Source organism: Frankia umida (genome assembly GCF_023242945.1).
Lineage (GTDB): Bacteria > Actinomycetota > Actinomycetes > Frankiales > Frankiaceae > Frankia > Frankia umida.
The window spans coordinates 105322-125343 of sequence record NZ_JALKFT010000018.1; the positions used below are offsets into that span (position 1 = coordinate 105322).

The 20022-nt window shown below is 72.6% G+C and carries 13 protein-coding genes; 5 read left to right on the plus strand and 8 right to left on the minus strand.

Annotated elements, in window-relative coordinates; genetic code table 11:
* Positions 1-49: 49 nt before the first annotated feature.
* The 4 genes from MXD59_RS17675 to MXD59_RS17690 all read right to left on the minus strand — a co-directional run bounded on the left by MXD59_RS17675 (position 50) and on the right by MXD59_RS17690 (position 6356).
* A complete protein-coding gene (locus tag MXD59_RS17675; RefSeq protein WP_248825792.1) occupies positions 50-1993 on the minus strand; it encodes a glycosyltransferase family 39 protein in 1944 nt (647 codons plus the stop codon).
* A 212-nt stretch (positions 1994-2205) separates the two neighbouring features.
* Positions 2206-3126 (minus strand): SDR family NAD(P)-dependent oxidoreductase, encoded by a 921-nt coding sequence (locus MXD59_RS17680; protein WP_248825793.1) that lies wholly within the window; start codon positions 3124-3126, stop codon positions 2206-2208.
* 107 nt (positions 3127-3233) lie between these two features.
* A complete protein-coding gene (locus MXD59_RS17685) occupies positions 3234-3893 on the minus strand; it encodes a TetR/AcrR family transcriptional regulator (protein WP_248825794.1) in 660 nt (219 codons plus the stop codon).
* A gap of 129 nt (positions 3894-4022) precedes the next feature.
* Positions 4023-6356 (minus strand): ATP-dependent DNA helicase, encoded by a 2334-nt coding sequence (locus MXD59_RS17690; protein WP_248825795.1) that lies wholly within the window; start codon positions 6354-6356, stop codon positions 4023-4025.
* 86 nt (positions 6357-6442) lie between these two features.
* On the opposite strand from MXD59_RS17690, the gene MXD59_RS17695 reads away from it, so the two are divergent.
* From MXD59_RS17695 to MXD59_RS17710, 4 genes are all read left to right on the plus strand, one after another.
* A complete protein-coding gene (locus MXD59_RS17695; RefSeq protein WP_248825796.1) occupies positions 6443-7282 on the plus strand; it encodes an MSMEG_4193 family putative phosphomutase in 840 nt (279 codons plus the stop codon).
* A gap of 61 nt (positions 7283-7343) precedes the next feature.
* Positions 7344-8132 carry an SCO1664 family protein gene (locus tag MXD59_RS17700; protein ID WP_248825797.1) on the plus strand — a complete coding sequence of 263 codons (789 nt, stop codon included), beginning with the start codon at positions 7344-7346 and terminating at the stop codon, positions 8130-8132.
* Between the two features lie 93 nt (positions 8133-8225).
* Complete coding sequence (gene mshC / locus MXD59_RS17705) at positions 8226-9569, plus strand: cysteine--1-D-myo-inosityl 2-amino-2-deoxy-alpha-D-glucopyranoside ligase (protein ID WP_248825798.1); 1344 nt, start codon at positions 8226-8228, stop codon at positions 9567-9569.
* 3 nt (positions 9570-9572) lie between these two features.
* The gene (locus MXD59_RS17710; protein ID WP_248825811.1) at positions 9573-11444 is read left to right on the plus strand and encodes a hypothetical protein; all 1872 of its coding nucleotides are present in this window, start codon (positions 9573-9575) and stop codon (positions 11442-11444) included.
* A 39-nt stretch (positions 11445-11483) separates the two neighbouring features.
* On the opposite strand, the gene MXD59_RS17715 is transcribed toward MXD59_RS17710, so the two are convergent.
* The gene (locus MXD59_RS17715; protein WP_163550703.1) at positions 11484-12326 is read right to left on the minus strand and encodes a PAC2 family protein; all 843 of its coding nucleotides are present in this window, start codon (positions 12324-12326) and stop codon (positions 11484-11486) included.
* A 583-nt stretch (positions 12327-12909) separates the two neighbouring features.
* On the opposite strand from MXD59_RS17715, the gene MXD59_RS17720 reads away from it, so the two are divergent.
* A complete protein-coding gene (locus MXD59_RS17720) occupies positions 12910-13719 on the plus strand; it encodes an HAD family hydrolase (RefSeq protein WP_248825799.1) in 810 nt (269 codons plus the stop codon).
* Positions 13720-13760: 41 nt separating this feature from the next.
* On the opposite strand, the gene MXD59_RS17725 is transcribed toward MXD59_RS17720, so the two are convergent.
* From MXD59_RS17725 to MXD59_RS17735, 3 genes are all read right to left on the minus strand, one after another.
* Complete coding sequence (locus MXD59_RS17725) at positions 13761-14540, minus strand: endonuclease domain-containing protein (RefSeq protein ID WP_248825800.1); 780 nt, start codon at positions 14538-14540, stop codon at positions 13761-13763.
* A 995-nt stretch (positions 14541-15535) separates the two neighbouring features.
* Entirely contained in the window at positions 15536-18070 is a 2535-nt protein-coding gene (locus tag MXD59_RS17730; protein WP_248825810.1) for an ABC transporter permease, read from the minus strand.
* 5 nt (positions 18071-18075) lie between these two features.
* Positions 18076-20022 (minus strand): ATP-binding cassette domain-containing protein (locus MXD59_RS17735; protein WP_248825801.1); only part of this gene is annotated, 1947 nt, incomplete at its 5' end.

The following is a 20022-nucleotide window of genomic DNA, read 5'->3' on the forward strand; positions in this document are numbered from 1 at the left end:
CACCCAGGTCGTGTCGGGTGGTGGGGTCCAGGGCGGGCCGGGGCCGCTTCTAGCGCAGGGTGGAGAAACGTTCCAGGGAGGCGCCCTCGTAGAGGTCGCGCTGGTAGACCTGCACCGTGCGGTCGCGCAGGGTGGCGAGCTGGTCGGAGAGCACCGCGCACGCGCCCTCGAGGAACCGGTAGCCGTCGGCGCGCACCAGCAGCACGGCGTGGTCGGGGCCGGCGAGCTCGTTGACCTCGGCGGCGAACGCCGTGCCGTTGGCGTGGCGCATCCGGTCGGGGTAGTCGACCCAGTCCACGAGCGAGGGGCCCGAGGAGTCCGCGTAGACGATCTCGCGCACGGTCAGCGGGCCGTGTCGGCTCAGCGCCCGGTGCACCGCAGGGCCGAGCTGGTCGGGGCAGTAGGCGACGACGTCGCCGGGGCGGGCCAGCGCCACGATCCGACCGGCGATCTCCCCGGCCTGGGTGCGTTCGGTGCGGGCCAACTGCCAGCCGCCGATCAGCCCGCTGCCCACCGCCAGTACCAGCACGATCGCCCGCACCCGAGTCCCGGGCAGCACCGCGATACCGAGCGAGGCGAGCATCAGACAGGCCGGCAGCGCGATACCGGTGTACCGCTCGGCGTAGGCACTGCCGCCGAACGCGTTCACGAAGTAGGCGAGCACCAGCGGGGCCAGCCAGATCGCCGCGAGATAGCGCCCCGGTACCCGTCCGGTGACCCGGACCGCGAGTTCGCGGCCACCCGCCGGGCGGGCGGTGAACCCGATCAGGGCCCCGCCGAGCAGCACCACGCCGAGCAGCGCCCCGGTGGACTGCGGCCCCGCCCAGTCGAACACCGTGTCCAGCAGCACCTGGGCCTGCACCTTCGGCGCCCAGGGGGTACCGGTGTGCAGCATCTGGAAGGCGAACGACGGCATCCACGGCGCGAACAGGACGGCCGAGGCCGCCATCGCCACGAACGCCCGCAGCGTCACCCGCCGGTAGTACGGCCGCCGCCGGGCCTGCAACAGCAGGAACGCCGCCACCGTGAAGATCAGCAGGAACGTCCAGTAGTGCGTGTAGACCAGCGCGGTCGTCGTGAGCGTGAGCAGGCCCAGCCGGGGCAGGCTCGAACGTTCCAGCGCCCGCACGGCGGTGAACCCGAACACCAGCACCAGCAGCACGACCAGCGAGTACATCCGCGTCTCGCTGCCGTACCGGATGGCGTAGGGCGAGCAGGAGAACAGCAGCAGCGTCGCGACGGCCACCCAGGTCGGCGCGTCCGACCCGGCGTTGCCCGCACCGGAGGCGATCCGCCCGACGCGGCGCCCGCCAAGCCACGCCAGCGGCAGGGTGAGCAGCGACAGCACACCGGACAGCGCCCGCACCGCCACATCGCCGTCGCCGAACACCGCGATCCAGACGTGCAGCAGCAGGTAGTACAACGGCGGTGAACCGTCGTGGCGCAGCGCGTGCAACAGGTCCGACACGGGCAGTGATGCGATCGCCACGGTCAGCGACTCGTCCAGCCACAGATGGCTCGGTGTCGCGAACCGCAGCACCGCACCGACGGCCACGGCGAACCCGACCGCCACCATCAGGAGCGCGTGGGCATGCCCGCGGACCAGCCCCCACAGCCCCCACAGCCCCCACAGCCCCCGCCAGGCCGGCCCGGTGTCACGGGACGATCCGGTGTCACGGGACGATCCGGTGTCACGGGACGATCCGGTGTCACGGGACGATCCGGTGCCATGGGACGGTGCGACCTCGCCGGCCAGCCCGGTGCTCGGGGTCAGTTCGGTGTCCGAGGTGGGGCCGGTCCCCGGGATCGGCTGGGCCACCTTCGGCTCGGACGACGAGCCGTGGGCAGGTGGTGGGCCGCCCTCCAGGGATGACAGCCTGCCCTCAGGAGGTCGAGGGCGCCCGGGATCGCGGGGGCCGGGCAGCAGCGCCGGTCCCGGAGCGGCCTCGCTGCTGCCCGCCGCGTCTGCATCCACGATGGGAACGCTACCCATCCTCTCGCCGCACGATCTTGCCTCCTGCCCGGGGCGCGCACGCGCCCGGGGCAGGGCGCGCCAACCGCGGCGACGTCGGCCCTCGTCGCCGCACCCTCAGCTTGTCATCCGGCGGTCACCGTACGGCCACCGGGCTGTCCCCGGGGACCCACCGTCCCAGACGGGGACACACCCCTGCCACATCGAGGGTGGCAACGTGGGCGACCTCTCGGTCAGCCGTTGCCGGCGGCCTCGTCCGGCGGGCTGGGCCTGCGGTAGTCGATCGAGGGCTCCAGTCCGTTCAGGGTCGGAATGCGCAGCGCGTACAGCTCCTCGCGTTCCACCCGCTCGGCCTGCGCGACGATCTCGTGCTCGTCGTAGTGGACGGAGAAGAACCGTCCGGTCGCCGCGTCCGCCCTGCCGGAGGCGAGAAACAGGCACAGCTCGGCCGAGCGCTCCGCCGGATACCAGCCCTCGTCCTCCAGAGCATGACCCGCGGGAAAGACCTTCGGGAAGTCCTCCGGCGGGTTGTTGATGAGCTCGTCGCGGTGGGGCCACATGGGTTGGGTCAGCTTGCTGAGCACATTGCCGGGCGTGATCGAGAAGACGGAGATGTTGTGTTCCCGCAGTTCCAGGGCGAGCATCTCGGAGAACCGGATGAGGCCCGTCTTCGAGACACCGTAGGGCACCTGGTAGGCCATGCCGATCATGCCGGCGCCGCTGGCCACGTTGATGATCCGCCCGTGCCCGGCCTCGAGCATGTCGGGCAGCACCAGACGGCTGGCGTAGATCGGGGTGAGCAGGTTCAGGTTGACCCCACGCAGGATGCCCTCGGGCTCCAGCAGGCTGAACCGGCCCGACGTACCGCGGCCACCACCACCGGCGTTGTTCACCAGCACGGTGACCGGTCCGAACTCCGACCGGGCGAAGTCCAGGACGCCCTTGAGCGCCTCCAGGTCGGTCACGTCGGCCTGACGGGCCGCGGCCCGCCCGCCGGCGGCCCGGATCAGGGCGACCGTCTCCTCGATCTCCGCGATGTGGCGGGCGGTGACCACGACCGCCGCGCCCTCCTCGGCGAAGCGCAGCGCGATCGCGCGTCCGATGTTGCGGCCACCGCCGGTGACGACGGCGACCTCGCCTGCGAGCTGACCCATGAGCTGATCACCCTTCTGACCTGTGTGTTGTCGCTAACCTGTGTGGTGTCGACGGACCCGGGGATCCGCATCTCGGGAGGGCGGCGCGTCGGCGTCCAGGGTGCCGGCTACGGCCCGGCCGGTGGCGACGCCGTCGGCGACGATCCGACCAGCGCCGGCAGCAGGATGTGATCGACGAATCCGGCGAGGTACTCGGGGGTGACCTGGACACCCTCGAACAGGGCCCGGCCGGGCATCATCGCCATGAAGACGAGCGGGCTGAACTCGAGGGCCGGGCTACCGGGTGGGATCTCGCCGCGTTCCACCGCGCGGTTGAGGATGTCGCGCAGGATGGCGTGGAACGGGGCGAACAGCCGGCGGCGTAATGCGGCACCGAGGTCCGGATCGAGATAGCTGGCGTGCGCGAGGCTGGCGAGCAACGGTGCGTCGGTCGGGGCGACGTCACCGAGGACCGTGGTCATCGCCAGCAGGTCGCCGTGCAGGCTGCCGGTGTCGATGCGGGCGGGCGGGGGGTTGTCGTGGCGCAGGGCCTCGGCGACCAGATCGGCCTTGCCCTGCCACTGCCGGTAGAGCGTGGCCTTGCTGACCCGGGACCGGGCGGCGATCCCGTCCATGGTCAGGCTTGCGTAACCGACCTCGATCAGCATCTTGATCACGTCGGCGTAGATCTCCCCGACACGGTCGGCGCTCAGCCGCCGGTTGCCCGCCGGCCGCACCCGCGTCGCCGCCGTACTCCCGGGACGAGCCCCGTCACCACTGTCTGCCATGGCCTCACCCCACCGTCACCATTGTCGTCCGGGAACGAAACGGTACAGTTCTGCTGGCCGTGGGGCCACCGGCCCGGTCGGGTCGGGTCGGGCTTCTGCCGAAGGTCGACCCGGCGCAGGTGGCGGGGGTCAGACGGTGTCGTCGAGGTCGTCGTCGAGGTCGTCGTCGGAGTCGTCCTCGAACTCACCGGCCTCGTGGCCGGCCAGCAGCGGGCCGAGTGACGTCACCCGCCGCCGTCCGCCGGAGGTGCGCACGGCGTGGCGGACGGCCGGGCCGTTGACCGCCACGATCGACAGGTGGCTCGCAGCCCGGGTCAGGGCCGTGTAGATCAGCGGGCGGGTGAGCATCCGCCCGGCCTCCGGGGGGAAGACGGCGACGACGGCCGGCCACTCGCTGCCCTGGGCCCGGTGCACCGTCACCGCCCACCCCAGGCGCAGATCAGCGAGCAGACCGGCGGGAACCTCGACCGTCCCGCCGGGGAAGGCGACCCGCAGCGCGCCGCGATCGCCGAGTGCGACGACCGTGCCGATCTCACCGTTGGCGAACCCGATGTCGACGTGGTTCGCCGTGGCCACCACCCGGTCACCGATGTCGAACGCCGAGGTCGAGCCACCGCCGCCCCCAGCTCCGGGGCCGGACGTACCGGGATTGAGGACGCGCTTGAGGGCCGTGTTCAGCGCCGTGGTGCCGGCGGGACCGGCGTGCACGGGCGTGACGACCTGGATGTCGGCGACCGGGATGCCCAGGGCCCGCGGAATGGAGTCGGTGACGAGCTGCACCGTGCGGTGGGCGGCCTCGCCGGAGCTCTTCGCGGGCACGACGACGACCTCCCGGCCGGCGTCCGGCGCGGGCGGCGGCAGCTCACCGCCGCGGACCGCGGCCGCCAGGGTCGCGATACCCCCGCCGTCCACCTGGCGGTAGAGCCGGCGCAGTTCCGTGACCGGTACCTCGCCCCGCGGATACGGGTCGGCCGGGTCGTCCTCGGGGTCGGTGCCGTCCTGGCCGGTGCCGTCCTGGCCGGGGCCGTCCGGGCCGGCCTCGACGGGGCCGCGGGCCAGGCCATAGTCGAGCAGGTCGGTGAGGACCTGGCCGGGGCCGATGCTCGGCAGCTGCGCGGGGTCACCGACGAACATCAGGTGGGTGCCGTCGGCGCAGGCGTCGAGCAGGGCGGCGGCGAGCTCGGCGTCGAGCATGGACGCCTCGTCCACGACCACCAGGTCGGCGTCGATCGGGTTGTGTTCGCCGCGGGCGAAACCGGCGCCGCGGCCCTGGGCGCCGAGCAGGCGGTGCAGGGTGCTCGCCGGTGCGTCGCAGAGCTCCTCGAGACGCTTGGCGGCCCGTCCCGTGGGTGCGGCGAGCGCCACCTCGGCGCCGGCCGCCTCGGCCAGCCGGACCACGGCCGCGACGGTGCGGCTCTTGCCGGTGCCCGGGCCGCCGGTGAGCACGCTCACTCCCGCCTCCAGCGCCGCGTGGGCGGCGCGCAGCTGCACCTCGTCCAGCCCGTGCACGGCGTCGTCGGCGTCCCTGGCCGCGCCGGAACCGCCGCCGGCCGCGCCCACCCGGTCGTCCGCGCCCACCCGGTCGTCCGCGCCCACCTGGTCGTCCGCGCCGCCGTCGAGACCCGCGTCGTCGTCGTCGCTGTCCTCGTCGAAGCTCAGCTCGGTCGCCGGCGGCGGGACGGGGACGGCCGGGGTCACCGCGTCGTCGTCGGTGGAGTCGGGCCGGCGGCGGGCGCGTGGCTGGTCGGCGCGCAGGGGCTCGGCGGTGGCGATGAGGCGTTCGATGCCGTCGGCGATGGACTGTTCGGCCATCGCGTAGCGCTCGAGCGCGATGCGGTCGCCGACAGCGAGGATGCGTCCGTCCTCGAAGGCGGCGGCCAGGGCGATCCGCGGGTCGGCGACGCCCTCCCGGGTGGCGGCGGCGAGCACCGGCTCGACGGGGGCGGCGGTGTCCCCGGAGCGGGCGGCGGCCCGGCTGAGCAGGTAGGCGAGCACCGCCGGGCCGCGCAGCGGATCGTCGCGGTGGCGGCCGCGTAGCCGGGCGAAGCGGTCGGCCTGGGTGATCTCGGCGTCCGCGGTGAGCAGCGCCCACGGGTCGGCCCGCAGGTCGTCGGCGGCGGTGGGGCCGAGCCGTTCGACGGCGGCGCGGGCCAGCCGCGCCGGCAGGTTCGCCCCGACGAGCAGCTCGACGACGGCGTAGGTGGCCGCGGCGGAGCGGAAGCTGTCGACCAGCCGGCGGGCCCGTGGGCCGGAGACCCCCTCCACCTGGCCGAGGCGTCCGACGTCGACATGGTCGGGCAGGCTGATGCCGGCGGCGGCCAGCCGGGCGCCGGTGGTGCGGCCCAGACCCGGCCACAGGCCGGCGTCGTGGAAGGCGGCGAACACCGCGTGCGGATCGGTGCTCTGCTCGTCGCCGGGCGGGGCCGGGGCCACGGCGGTGCTGCTCGGGTACGCGTCGGGCATGCCGGGAAGCGTAACCACGGATCGTCCGGCACCGGTCGATGCCCACTCGGTAGCGTGAGCGCAACCTCCGGCGAAAGGGACGACGCGTGACCACGGTTCTGCTGGTCCGGCACGGCCTGACCGCCGTCACCGGCAAACTCCTGCTGGGTTGGACGCCGGGCGTGGGCCTGGACGAGCGCGGCGCCGCGCAGGCCGCGGCGGTGGGGACACGGCTGTCCCCGGTGCCGCTGGCGGCGGTCGTGTCCAGCCCGCTGGACCGCTGCCACCAGACCGCGCAGGCCATCGCCGCGCGCCGCCCCGACGAGCCGGCCACCCCCGGCGGGCGGCAGGAGGTCACCGTCGACGAACGCTTCGGTGAGGTCCACTACGGCGACTGGACCGGTCGGGAGCTCAGCGAACTGGTCAAGGAACCGCTGTGGAAGGTGGTGCAGAGCCATCCCAGCGCCGTGGTGTTCCCCGGCCCCGAGGGGGAGGCGCTGCGGGACACGCAGTCGCGCGGGGTCGCCGCGGTCCGGGAGTGGAACGAGCGTCTCGGCCCGGACGCCACCTGGCTGCTGTGCTCGCACGGCGACGTCATCCGCACCATCGTCGCGGACGCCCTCGGTATCCACCTCGATCTCTACCACCGGATCACCATCGACCCGTGCTCACTGACGGTGATCCGCTATGGGGAGCGGCTGCCGCTGGTGCGCCGCCTCAACGACGTCGGCGGCGACGTCACCGACCTGCTCCCCCCGCCCCCCGCCGCGGCCAGGGACGACGCGGCCACGGACGGCGGTGCGTCCCGCGGGACGTCGACGTCCGAGGGGGCCGGTGGGCCGGGCACGTCCGAGGGGGGCGACGGGCATCCGGTCAGGGCGGACGAGGTGGACCCGGACGCGGTGATCGGCGGCGGAGCGGGCGCATGGGTTCCGCCGCCCGCATAGAGAGCTGGCTCACATCGTCCGGTCGGGGACAGTCCGGGTATCGGCCGGACACACTGGGCTGATGGGCGATACCGCGGTGGGTCCGACCGACCTCGGGCCGGGGCGACGCCAGCCCCTCGACCCGCTCGACTGCGGCGGTCTCGAACTCGACGGCGCCCTCGACCTGCTGGCCGCGGGCGAACTCACCGTGACCGGGCGGATGACCGACGCCAGCAACGCCACCCTGTACTGCGAGATCGCCGCAGGGGAGAGCTCCGGTCGCTGCGTCTACAAGCCGATCCGCGGCGAACGCGCCCTGTGGGACTTCCCCGACGGCACCCTGGCCGCCCGCGAGCTCGCCGCCTACGAGGTGTCCGCGGCGCTCGGCCTCGGCATCGTGCCACCGACGATCATGCGGGACGGCCCGTTCGGCCCGGGCATGGTCCAGCTGTGGATCGACACCGACGTCACCGTCGACCTCGTCGCCCTCACCCGCTCGGACGACCCGCAGCTGCGCCGCATCGCCCTGTTCGACGCGGTGATCAACAATGCCGACCGCAAGGGCGGCCACCTGCTGCCCGCGCCGTCCGGGCGTGTCCACGGCATCGATCACGGCGTGACGTTCCACGCCGAGGGCAAGCTGCGCACCCTGCTGTGGACGTGGCGTGGCCGGCGCCTGTCCGCCGAGGAGACGGCGCTGCTGCGCGGCCTCGCGGAGCAGCTCACCGGGGACCTCGGGCGCCGCCTCGAACCGTTGCTGACCGTCACCGAGCTCACCGCGCTGGACGCCCGACTGGACGATCTGCTGGACACCGGTCGCTTCCCGCTGCCCTCCGGTGACTGGCCTCCCATCCCCTGGCCGCCGTTCTGACCTCCCGGCGCGGCATGTTTGCGCAGGTCGATTACGTCGCGGTTACCCGTCTTGCCGCCGCCGGACCCACCGTTCGCGGTTACGCTGACACGCATGCAGGCGTGGCCATCTCCCCCGGTACGTCCCCTTCCCGGCCGTGGCGGGCCGTTGAGGATCCTTGATACCGCCTCCGGTCGGATCCGCCCCCTGGCGCCGGGGCCCACCGCGCATCTCTACGTCTGCGGCATCACGCCCTATGACGCGACGCATCTCGGCCACGCCTTCACCTACCTGACCTACGACCTGGCCCAGCGGGTGCTGCGCGACGCCGGCCACGACGTCCGATATGTGCAGAACGTCACCGATGTGGACGATCCCCTGCTCGAGCGCGCCGAGCGGGACGGGATCGACTGGCGTGATCTCGCCAGCCGTGAGATCGCGCTGTTCCGCGAGGACATGGCCGTCCTGCGCATCCTCGCACCGGACGCCTACATCGGGGTCGTCGAGGCCATCGAGCTGATCGTCACGATGGTCGCCGAACTGGTGGAGCTGGGAGCCGCCTACCAGGTGGACGACGACGTGTACTTCTCCGTCGCCGCCGCCACCGGGTTCGGGGAGGTCTCCCGGCTGTCCCGCCCGCAGATGCTCGCCCTGTGCGCCGAACGCGGCGGTGACCCCGACCGTGCCGGCAAGAAGGACCCGCTCGACCCGCTGCTGTGGCGGGCGCACCGTCCCGGCGAGCCGTCGTGGCCCTCACCGTTCGGCCCCGGCCGGCCCGGCTGGCACATCGAGTGCGCCGCCATCGCCCGCCACCACCTCGGCGGCGTCGTCGACCTCCAGGGCGGCGGTGCCGACCTGACCTTCCCGCACCACGAGTGCAGCGCCGCCCACGCCGAGGTCGCGGCCGGTGCCCGTCCGTTCGCCCGCAGCTACGTGCACACCGCCCTGGTCAGCCTGGACGGCCACAAGATGTCGAAATCGCGGGGCAACCTGGAGTTCGTCTCCCGTCTGCGACACGAGGGCGCGGACCCGGCCGCCGTCCGGCTGGCGCTGCTCGACCACCAGCACACCAGCGAATGGGAATGGACCCCCGCCTGTCTGAGCGCGGCCACGGCCCGCCTGACGCGGTGGCGGGCCGCCGTGGCCCTGCCCGCAGGCCCGGACGCCACGGGCGTGCTCGCCGCCGTCCGTGCGCGGCTCGCCGACGACCTGGACGCCCCCCGTGCCCTCGCCGCCGTCGACGCCTGGGCGGACGCCGCGCTGGCCGACGGGCGGCCCGCGTCCGGGGTGGTTGCCGAAATGAGTCGTTTTGGCGGTGATGCCGCAGGTGGGGTCTCGCGCGCTTGGCCTTCTGGTGACATGACGGGCGTGGGAGGGGAGGCGCCCGCACTGGTCTCCCGGCTGGTTGACACACTGCTTGGTGTAGACCTTGAACCCGTCCCACCTACAGGGAGCTGATGGATGGGGTCGCACCACCGCGGTACCGGGCCCGGATCCGCCGACGAACGGCCCTCCTTCGACGAGGTCGCCCACGGCTACGACCCGCGTCAGGTGGATGACTACCTCCTTACGCTGTGGCGTTACGCCAGCTCGGTGACCTCGCGCGCCGCGGCCGCCGAGAGCGCCCTGCGCCACGAACGGGAGCGTCAGGCCACGGCGAGCGCCGGTGGCCCGGGCGCTGGCGGTTCGGCGGCCGGCGGTTCGGGTGCCGCTGGTTCGGGTGCCGCTGGTTCGGGGGCCGGGGACGCGGCCGGTGGCGCGGGTACGGATACTTCCTCCGCCGGCAGCCGTATCGGCCAGATGCTCGCGATCGCCCAGCGCGAGGCCGAGGACATCATCGAAGGCGCCCGCCGGATCGCCGAGTCGACCCTCGAAGAGGTCATCGAGGACGCCGGCGCCAACCACCCGATCGTCCGCGAGGCCCGCGAACAGGCCGAGAAGCTGCTGCTCGACGCGGTCGAGGAAAGCCGCCAGATCGCCCACACCCGCCACCTCGAACTACAGGAACAGATCGCCCGGGCCGCGGCCACCCTGGACGTGCTGCGCCACCAGCAGGGCGAGATCATCGGCGCGGTCCTGCGGCTGCGTGCCGTCCTGGGTTCCGACGAGGTCGACCGAGCCGTCACCGACCTCGCCCGCGCCGGCTCCGCCGCCCCGTCCCCCCAGCCCGCCCCGTCCGCCGCGCCCCCCGGCAGTCCCGCCGGCAGTGCCGCCGGCTCCGGGCCGACCTTCGGGGCCGCCGGCGGTCCGTCCTCGTTCGGCCCCACCACCTCCGCCGGTGACTCGGCATCCGCCAGCACCTCGACGCCGGGTGGCGACCCGGGCTTCGGCGGCACCTCGACGCTCGGTGACGACCCAGGGTTCGGTGGCACCGCGACATTCGGTTCCGCCGGGTCCGACCCGTCGGCATACGGCTCGTCGCCGGGCGGGCCGGTGGATTCCGGGGCCGGAACTGCCCAGGCGTCGGCGGCCTCCGGTGCGCCGGGGTCGTGGCCCGGGGCTTACGCGTCCTCGGCCGACGGGGCGCCGGCATCGGGGCGGCTGGGTGGCAGCCAGCCCCAGGCAACGTTCGGTCCGTCCGGTGCGGCCACCAGCGGACCGGGCGGCCGCCGGTTCGGTACCGGCCCCGCCGGTCATGGTCCCGCCGGTCACGGTCCCGCCGGTCACGGTCCCGCCACCGGCGGGTGGGTGGCGTCCACGGCGACGGCGCCGAACGGGGCCACATCCGCCGGCACCGCCGGATCGGCGGGTGCGGCGTCGGCCGGCTACGCCACGGCAGGGACGGCGACAGTCGGCGACGGCTTCGCCGGCTCCACGGAGGGCTCGGCACGGCCCTTCGTCCCACGAACCCAGGGGACGGCCGCCTCGGCGGGCACGTCCGCCTGGGCGACCGCCGGTTTCGGCCGTCGCGCGCCGGGACGCCACCGGCTCACCGACCCCGGCGCCGCCGACCCCGGCGGCCCCACCGATCCGGGCTCCGGCGACCCCGGCCACACCGACGCCCGCCACACCGACGCCCCTTACGGCGACGCCCGCTATGGCGAGGCCCCCTATACCGACGCTCGCTACGGCGATTCTGGCCACTCTGACGCTGGCTATCCCTATCCCGATCCCGGCTCGACCGATGCCCGCTACGGCGAGGCCAGATACACCGCCGCCGGTCACGCCAACCCCGGCCAGACCACTTCCGACTACCCCGACACCGGACGGGTCGGCGGGGCCGACCCGTCGACCGGGGCCACCGCGCGTCCGGGGGGCAGCGCGACGACCAGCGTCCGCTACCGTCGCGGCGTCGACGAGGAGATCATCGACGCGGAGATCGTCGACGAATAGCGGTCACGGGCCGGGCCGCGGGCCCGACGGTCGCCGACGCTACTGACCGCGGCGGCGCAGGTACCGCTCGAACTCGCGGGCGATCGCGTCGCCGCTGGCCTCCGGCAGCGCCGTCTCCGGCTCGCGTGACTCCAGCGACCGGACGTACTCGGCGACCTCGGTGTCCCCGGCCGCGAGCTCGTCGACCTGACGTTCCCACGCCTTGGCCCGTTCGGGCAGGTCACCAAGCGGAATCTCGATGTCGAGCAGGTCCTCCACCCGGCGCAGCAGGGCCAGTGTCGCCTTCGGGCACGGCGGGTTCGCCACATAGTGCGGCACCGCCGCCCAGAACGACACCGACGCGAGCTCCGCGCGCGCGCACGCCTCCCCGAACACCCCGACGATGCCCGTCGGCCCCTCGTAACGGGACGGCTCCAACCCCAACCGCGCGGCGGTGGCCGCATCCCCGGCGGTGCCACTGATCGGAACCGGTCGGGTGTGTGGCGAGTCGGCCAGCAGCGCCCCGAGCGAGATCACCATGTCGCTACCGAGCGCGTGCACGGCCTCGATGAGCTCGTCGGTGAACCCCCGCCAGCGCATGTTCGGCTCGAGCCCACGGATGAGCACCAGGTCCGTCTCGGACTTGGGCGGCCGGGCCACCGACAGCCGGGTGGTCGGCCAGGTGATCTTCCTGGACGCCCCGTCGGTGCCGGTCACCGTCGGCCGGTTGACCTGGAAATCGTAGTAGTCGTCCGGGTCGATCGCACCGATCACCCGAGCCTTGAACGCCGTCTCCAGATGCTCGACGGCCGCGGACGACGCGTCGGCTGCGTCGTTCCATCCTTCGAAGGCGGCTACCACAACCGGCGACCGCAGCTGGCCGACGCCGGAGAACTCGATCACCTACCACCTCCTGCCGCCCAGCGGCGGCCCACTGCCCCCGTGACAGTGCCACGGTACGTCCTCACGTGGACGTCTCCTGCCTCGAGCTGACATCCGGTGACGTCAACCCGCCTTGCCCTCGGTGGGAATCCCCCGCCCATGGGGGACCCGCCGCGGTTCCAGTCTGCCGGTGTTCTCGTGGGAACGCCTTTCCTCGGTCTGACGACAGTCCGCCGGTACCCCGGAGACAGTCCGACGGTCACACTCTGCAACGTCACTAGTGCACCCTGCCCCAGCGGCGTCGGACGGTGCCGGGTGTACCGGGCACACGTCCCGGAATGTTGCGCTGGCAGCACCGTATCGGCTTCGGACGGATACCCGCCGATGCGGGATCGTGAACAGTCCCGCCACAAGCTGTCCGAGTCACGACAGCCGGCGCCCACCCGTTCGACCCGGCCGGGTGTCAGCCCCACCCGCGCCGTCCGGCAGCATACGAACTGGACGGTTCACCACACCACCCGCACCTCCCGCACGACCGGCAGCCTGCGCACCACGGGCGGCCGCCTCCGCACGATCCGTCATCTCAGCCAAGGCAGGAGCGAACGTGGGTAGCCTCGCGGCGGTCTTCTTCGACATGGACGGACTGCTGGTCGACACCGAGCCGATCTGGACCGTGGCCGAACACGAGGCGGCTGCCCGCCTCGGAGGGACGTTCACCCCCGCCATGAAACGAGCCATGATCGGACACGGTATCGACACCGCCGTCCCCATCATGGTCACGATGCTCGGCCAGCCGCTGTCCGCGGTCGAGGAAACCGCCCAGTTCCTGCTGCGCCGCTCCGCGGAGCTGTTCCGCGAACCGGGCGTCATCGTCGCCCAGCCCGGCGCCCTGGAACTGCTCACCGCCCTACACGAACGTGGCGTGCCCACAGCGCTGGTCTCCTCCTCCTTCCGCAACCTGATGGACCCCGTCCTGGAGATCGTCGGCCGCGACCTGTTCGCGGTGACCGTCGCCGGCGACGAGGTGCACCGCCGCAAGCCCGACCCCGAGCCCTACCTGAGCGCCGCCGCGCACCTGGGCGTCGACCCGCGCGCCTGCATCGTCCTCGAAGACAGCCTCTCCGGCGCCTCCGCCGGCATCGCCGCAGGCTGCGCCACCATCATGGTCCCCTCGATGCCCCCCCACGACCCCACTACCGACCTACCAGCCCCCACCGCCCCACCAGCCCCACCAGCCCCCACCGGCCCATCAGCCGTGACCGGCCGCTCGGCGGAGGCCGACCTTCAGGCCCTCGCCGACCTGCCGGAGGTCGCCCACCTGCGTGACCAGCTTGCCGGCCTCGTCGCGAGCCTGCACGCCCTCGACCCCGACAGCCTTGAGAACCTCCTCGCCGCCCACCGCACCCGCACCTGACCCGCCCCGCATCTGACCCGCCCCCACCTCAGCCATGGACGTCAGAGCGTGGTGGCCGGGCGGGTCACCTGCAGGGACCAACGGATCTGCTCGACGACGGCATGCGCGCGAAGCAGCAGATCGGTCCAGGTGAACCGCAGCACGATCCAGCCAAGGGACAACAGGTCGTTCTGCCGGGCACGGTCACGGAACAGCGCCCGCGGACGCTCGTGCACAGCGGTTCCGTCGACCTCCACGGCCACCAGGCGGCTCGGCCACGCCAGATCAACCCGGGCCAGCAGCCGTGGCCGAGCCGACCGCGCCTCCTTGGCCAAGGCCGTGGGAACACAGGACCGCTCATACGGTTGCGTCGCTTCGGAGCCGTCGGGTAGCCAGCCTGACTCCCGCCCGTCACCCCAGATCGACCATTGCAGCTGCTCAGGCGTGAGTCCCGCATCCATGAGCACCAGCCGCATGCGTGTCTCCAACGGCGACTCCGCCCGCCCGTCGACCAGCCCCAACCATCCATACCGCTCGGCGACGCCCCTGCGCCCCGCGGCGGCGTCGCGGATCTCCCCGATGTCCGTGATCCGCCCCTGATGCAGCGCCGCGTCCAGCAGGCCGACGGCAGTCTCCCGATCGCAGCTCACGAGCAGATCAACCAGCGTTCGGGTGACCCCGGTCACCGGGATTCCACGGACCTTGACCACCTCCTGCGCACGGTAGGCGCCAAGATGGCGCACCAGCCCACGGACATCCGCCGCTCCGTGCGCGCTACGCGGCAGCAGCACATGCACCGGATGGACGTAAGCCGCCCTGCCCGGGCGGCCAGCCCCAACCATGGTGCCCGGCCCCTCCCGGCTCCCGGCCCTGGCCGGACCAGGCCGGTCAGACACGTCGGAGCTGGGGGTTCGTGGCGGAAGACGGAGATCGGGCAGGCCCGGTAGCCCAAGCAGTGCAGCCGCCGTGATGTTGCAGATCACCGCAGTGGGCCGGCCGACCAGCGCGGCCCGCGCCGGCCCCCGCACCGGATGAGCGTCCGGGAGCAGAACGGTGCCGCGGCAGGGAACGACCCAGCCATCATCGCGTATGCAGCGCTCGAACTGCCAGCGCCGAATCCCGGCTGCCCTGACCTGCGACCAGGTGAGCATGCCATCCTGCTTCCGCGCGAGACGTCGCAGATCGGCGGGAACTTCGATGGGCTTCACCTGTTCCACACTGGCCCGATCGCGGTCGGATGACCATTTTCCGTGGAAACCTGTGGAAAAACGCGCTCCTGTGGACAACCCTCTCGAGGTAGTGCACCAGATCAGTGCGGTGGCGCTCGTTGGCTCCCGTTGTCCCAGCCCACGGTTTCGCCTCCAGTGATCAGACTGTGTGTCACGCCTCCGGTCGACGGCTGGCCGGCGCTGCTGGAGCTGCCGTGCCGAGAGTTGTTCGGTCGCATGCCGAGGGATGTTCGAGAATTCGGGGGATGGATTTCCGAACAGTCCTCGGCATGGCCGTCGACGGCCGCTTTCACTGCTGCTGTCGGCGTCGGCGTCGGCGTCGACGCTTTGCGGCTGCGGGCTGCTGCGGGGCTTTGTCTCGATCGGGATGCGCTGCGTGGCCGCCGGTTGTCGGCGTGTGTTCGACGTTGGCCGGTTGCGGTTGCGGAGTCGCCGTGCCGAGGGTTTTTCGGTCGCATGCCGAGGGATGTTCGAGAATTCGGGGGGTGGAAAACCGAACAACCCTCGGCGTGAGGCGAAGGCGGCGTACGGCGCGGCCGGAATGCGCGGCATTGGGGGAGGAAAAATCGGGCAAATAGGAAACTTCGGGAGCGGGGAGCGGGGGAGTGTCAGGTGGTGGAGATGGCGCGCAGGATGTCCATGCGGGCGGCGCGCAGGGCGGGGAAGACGGCGGCCAGGACGCCCAGCAGGATGCCGACGCCGATCACCGTGATGATGGTGGGGGAGGGGTAGGCGAAGGTGCTGATGCCCTGGCTTGCGAGTGCCTTGGTGAGGGCCCAGCCGAAGACGCTGCCCACGGCGACGCCGAGTACGGCACCGAAGACCGAGATGATGGTCGACTCCATGACGACCATGGCGCGCATCTGGGGGCGGGACATACCGACGGCCCGCAACAGGCCGATTTCCCGGGTCCGTTCGATCACGGACAGGGCCAGGGTGTTGACGATACCGAAAAGGGCGATGATGACGGCGAGCGCGAGGAGTACGTAGATGAAGCCGAGTAGCTGATCGACCTGTTTCTCCTGCTGGGCGACGAACTCGGACTGGTCGCGGACCTCGACGGTGGCATAGGGCTTCACCGCCGTGTCTATGACGGCGCGCACAGCGGCCGGATCGGCACCATCCGCCCGTTTGACGAGAACGAAAAGGTCGAGGTCCTGGGTGGAATGCCGGGCGTACTGACCGGTGGAGACGATCCAGGAGCCGGCGACCTGGCTCTTCTTGTAGATGCCGGCGACGGTCAGTTTGTCGGTGCCGTCGGGGTAGGTGACGGTTACTGCCTGGCCGACGCGAAGGTGACGGTCGGTGGCGGTGGCCTCGTCCACCAGCAGGGTGCGGTCGTTGAGGTTGTGCAGGTCGCCGTCCACCTTTTTGATGGCGAGAACCTGGAGCAGACCGGCGGGGTCGCCGGCGAGAAGCTGAACGGTTCTTCCTTCGACCTTCGCGAGGCCACCGCGCAGGCCGGTGGCCACGCCGACGCCGGGGCGGGTGGCGATGTCACGGGCGACCTGGCCGCTGAAGCCGGTACCGAACCCCTTGGCGGTCAGGTAGTAGTCGGCGCCGAGGCTGTTCTGCACCGTGGTGCGCACCGATTCCTTGATGGACTGGCCGAGAATCGAGAACGCGCTGACCAGGGCCAGGCCGATCATGAGGGCGGAGGCGGTGGACGCTGTGCGGCGTGGGTTGCGCATCGCGTTCTGCCGGGCGAGATGCCCGGTGGTGCCGAACGCGGCGACGAAGGGGCGTCCGAGTACCCGGATCACCGGGACGGACAGCAACGGCGACAGCGTCGCCACCCCGAGGAAGATCGCCGCGGCACCGCCGCCGACCGCCCCGGCCGCGGACTTCCCCGCCGAGGCGGCGCCCACGGCCAGCAGGAGCACGCCCAGCCCGGTCAGCACCAGCCCCGAGATCGCCCGCAGCCGCAGCGAACGCGTGGGCAGCACGTAGGTGTCCCGCATCGCCGCGATCGGTGGAACCGACGCGGCCTTACGCGCGGGAACGAACGCCGCCACCGAGGTGATCACGATGCCGACGGCGTAGGCGATGATGATCGTGCGGGTTTCGAAGACCAGCGATCCGCTGGGCAGGTCGACGCCGAACGCGCCCACGGCCGTGCGCAGCAGCACGGCCAGGCCCGCGCCGAACACGAGCCCCACGGTCGCCCCGGCGGCACCGACCAGGGCCGCCTCGACCTGCAGGGACAGCTGGACCTGACGTCGGCTGGCCCCGATGGCGCGCAGCAGTGCCAGCTCCCGCACCCGCTGGGCGACGAGCATCGTGAACGTGTTGAAGATGATGAACGCCCCGACGAACACCGAGATCGCCGCGAAGATCAGCAGGAAGGTGGAGAAGCCGCCGATGGCCTGCTGGATGGCGCTGGCGTTCTCGTCCGCGAGCTGTTTGCCGGTGATGGCCTGGACGCCGGCGGGCAGGGTCGCGGCGATCCGGGCCCGCAGCTCCTCCTGGCCAAGTCCGGGCGCGGCCGCGAGATGCACCGCGTTGAACTGGTCCGGGGCGAGCAGCACCCGCTGGGCCGTGGCCGTGTCGAACGCCGTCACGGCCGCACCACCGAGACTGTCCTGGCCGCCGATCCTGAACGTGCCGACCAGCGTGTAGGTCGCGGGGGCGCCCTTGGTCTGGACGGCGATCCGCGCGCCGAGCGCCAGGTGCATCGAGCGGACGGTGGACCCGTCCGCCACGATCTCGCCGGTCTTCGGGGCACGCCCGGTCACGATCTCCTGGGTGGACGTGGGGTCGCCCCCGGTCCAGTTCGCACCGATGCCCGGTGGAGCGTTGTTACCGCCCGCGGGTTTGCCGGTCCGCGGGTCGATCAGCACCGCCTGCCCCTGCACGGAGCCGGTCGCGGCACGCACCCCGTCCACCTTCGCCAGGGTGGCCACGATCGAGGCCGGCAACGGTGGACGGCCGGCCTCGCTGGACGCGTCGATCTGGTTGACCGCTCGTACCGCGACGCTGACGTTCTTGTCGATGCCCGCGAACAGGCTGTCGAAGGTCTTGTTCAGTGTGTCGGTGAGGACCAGTGTGCCGGTGACGAAACTCACCCCGACGACGACAGCCAGCATCGACAGTGCCAGCCGCGTCTTGCGGGCCAGCAGGCTCTTGAAGGTCGCACGCAGCATCTGGCTCAGGCCCACCCGGCTGACTGTGACCCGCCGGAGCGACGCCGTCGCCGCCCCCCGTCCCGGTAGAGGTCGCCGACCTCACCGACCGTGACATCCGCACCGTCGACCGTGACATCCCTGCCACCCCGGCCGTCCGGACCGCCTCGACCGTCCGGACCACCTCGACCGTCCGGACCACCTCGACCGTCGGGACCACCTCGACCATCCGGACCACCTCGGCCGTCGGGACTGGGGCGGCCGCGGTCAGGGTCGTCGTACGTCCTGGCGTAGCCGCCGGATGCGCCGCCGTCGGCGTACCTCGGGTCCGGCCCGAGATATCGCGGGTCCGGCCCGGGGACGCGCGGCTCCGGCCCGGCGTACCGAGGATCTGGCCCGGGGTATCCCTGACCAGCCTCGAGGTGTCGCGGATCCGCTCTGGTGAATCCCGGGTCGGGCTCGGCGTAGCCCGGGTCCGGGGTGGCGTAGCGCTGGCGTTCGTCGTCGTACCGCTGGTCCGGGTACGGATAGCCGGCGGTGTCGACGCCACCGGCGTAACCGCCCATGACCGACGGGTACTCGCCCGTGGGCGGGCCGTAGCTCCCGGGCTCGGCGGGGTAGGCGGTGTGGTCGGGGCGCGCGGGTGCGGGCGTCCCGCGATGGCCGACGGGCTCGGCCTCGTACGAACCGTCGGCCTGGCCGTACCCGCCGCCCGCACGGCGGTCGTACTCGTCCTGCTCACGCGGGTCGTAGCCGCCGCCGGCACGCCGATCGCCGTATCGGTCGTCGCGATCCCGGCCGTCGCGATCCCGGTCGTCGTACTCGCCGCCGGCACGCCGGTCGTCGTAGTCACGAGGGGCGTTCTCGGCGGTGCGAGGGCCGACGCCGCGGGCGTCCTGGGCCGTGTCCCGCTGCGGGGGTCGGGTGGCGCGGCGGGTGCCGCCGGTGGCGGGGGGCGGGACGTACCCGGGTGGGTTGGGGCCGTAGTCGGCGGCGGCGTGGCTGTGCGCCTCGCTGGCCGGGGCGTAGTCGTGTTCGTCCGTGGACGGGCTGGCCACCAGGCCGCGCTGGGCCGCGTCGAGGTGCTTCATCCGGTCGAGCACCTCGTCGGCGGTGGGCTGGTGCAGCGAGTCGACGAGCCGGCCATCCGCGAGGAAGACCACCTCGTCGGAGTAGGAGGCGGCGGTCGCGTCGTGGGTGACCATCACGATGGTCTGGCCCAGTTCGGTCACCGAGTCGCGCAGGAACCCCAGTACCTCGGCGCCCGAGCGGGAGTCGAGGTTGCCGGTCGGCTCGTCAGCGAAGATGATCTCGGGCTTGGTGACGAGGGCCCGGGCGCAGGCGACCCGCTGCTGCTGGCCGCCGGACAGCTCCGTCGGACGGTGCGCCAGCCGCGGCGCGAGACCCACCGCGTCCACGACCGTGCGCATCCACTCCCGGTCCGGCGAGCGGCCGGCGATGCTCAACGGCAGCGTGATGTTCTCCTCGGCGGTCAGCGTCGGCAGCAGGTTGAACTGCTGGAAGATGAAGCCGATCCGGTCGCGGCGCAGCCGGGTGAGCTCCCGGTCGGACAACCGGGACAGGTCGATGTCACCGATGAACACCCGACCGCGACTGATCGTGTCCAACCCGGCCAGGCAGTGCATCAGGGTGGACTTGCCCGACCCGGACGGCCCCATGATCGCGGTGAACCGACCGCGGGGGAAACCGATGTCGATACCGCGCAGCGCGGTGACGATCGTGTCGCCGGAACCGTAGACCTTGGTCAGCTGACTGGCCCGGGCCGCCGCGACCGGCATCGCCCCCGTCTCCCCGCCTCGACGCGCACCACCCGCGCCGGACGGACCACCGCCCCCGCCACGGGGGTCGCCACCACCACGGGGGCCACCGGTGACGATGGGAGCGTCGGGGGGGGGGCGGCGGCGCCCGCCCGCCGCCGCGGGGGGCCCCCCCCCCCCCCCCCCCCCCCCCCC

Bases quoted from the DNA above. Each gene is read 5' to 3' on its own strand.
- MXD59_RS17680 (WP_248825793.1), bottom strand. From the start codon at position 3,126: ATGGGTCAGCTCGCAGGCGAGGTCGCCGTCGTCACCGGCGGTGGCCGC.
- mshC (WP_248825798.1), top strand. From the start codon at position 8,226: ATGCAGGCGTGGCCATCTCCCCCGGTACGTCCCCTTCCCGGCCGTGGC.
- MXD59_RS17690 (WP_248825795.1), bottom strand. From the start codon at position 6,356: ATGCCCGACGCGTACCCGAGCAGCACCGCCGTGGCCCCGGCCCCGCCC.
- MXD59_RS17725 (WP_248825800.1), bottom strand. From the start codon at position 14,540: ATGGTTGGGGCTGGCCGCCCGGGCAGGGCGGCTTACGTCCATCCGGTG.
- MXD59_RS17685 (WP_248825794.1), bottom strand. From the start codon at position 3,893: ATGGCAGACAGTGGTGACGGGGCTCGTCCCGGGAGTACGGCGGCGACG.
- MXD59_RS17700 (WP_248825797.1), top strand. From the start codon at position 7,344: ATGGGCGATACCGCGGTGGGTCCGACCGACCTCGGGCCGGGGCGACGC.
- MXD59_RS17710 (WP_248825811.1), top strand. From the start codon at position 9,573: ATGGGGTCGCACCACCGCGGTACCGGGCCCGGATCCGCCGACGAACGG.
- MXD59_RS17675 (WP_248825792.1), bottom strand. From the start codon at position 1,993: ATGGGTAGCGTTCCCATCGTGGATGCAGACGCGGCGGGCAGCAGCGAG.
- MXD59_RS17730 (WP_248825810.1), bottom strand. From the start codon at position 18,070: ATGCTGCGTGCGACCTTCAAGAGCCTGCTGGCCCGCAAGACGCGGCTG.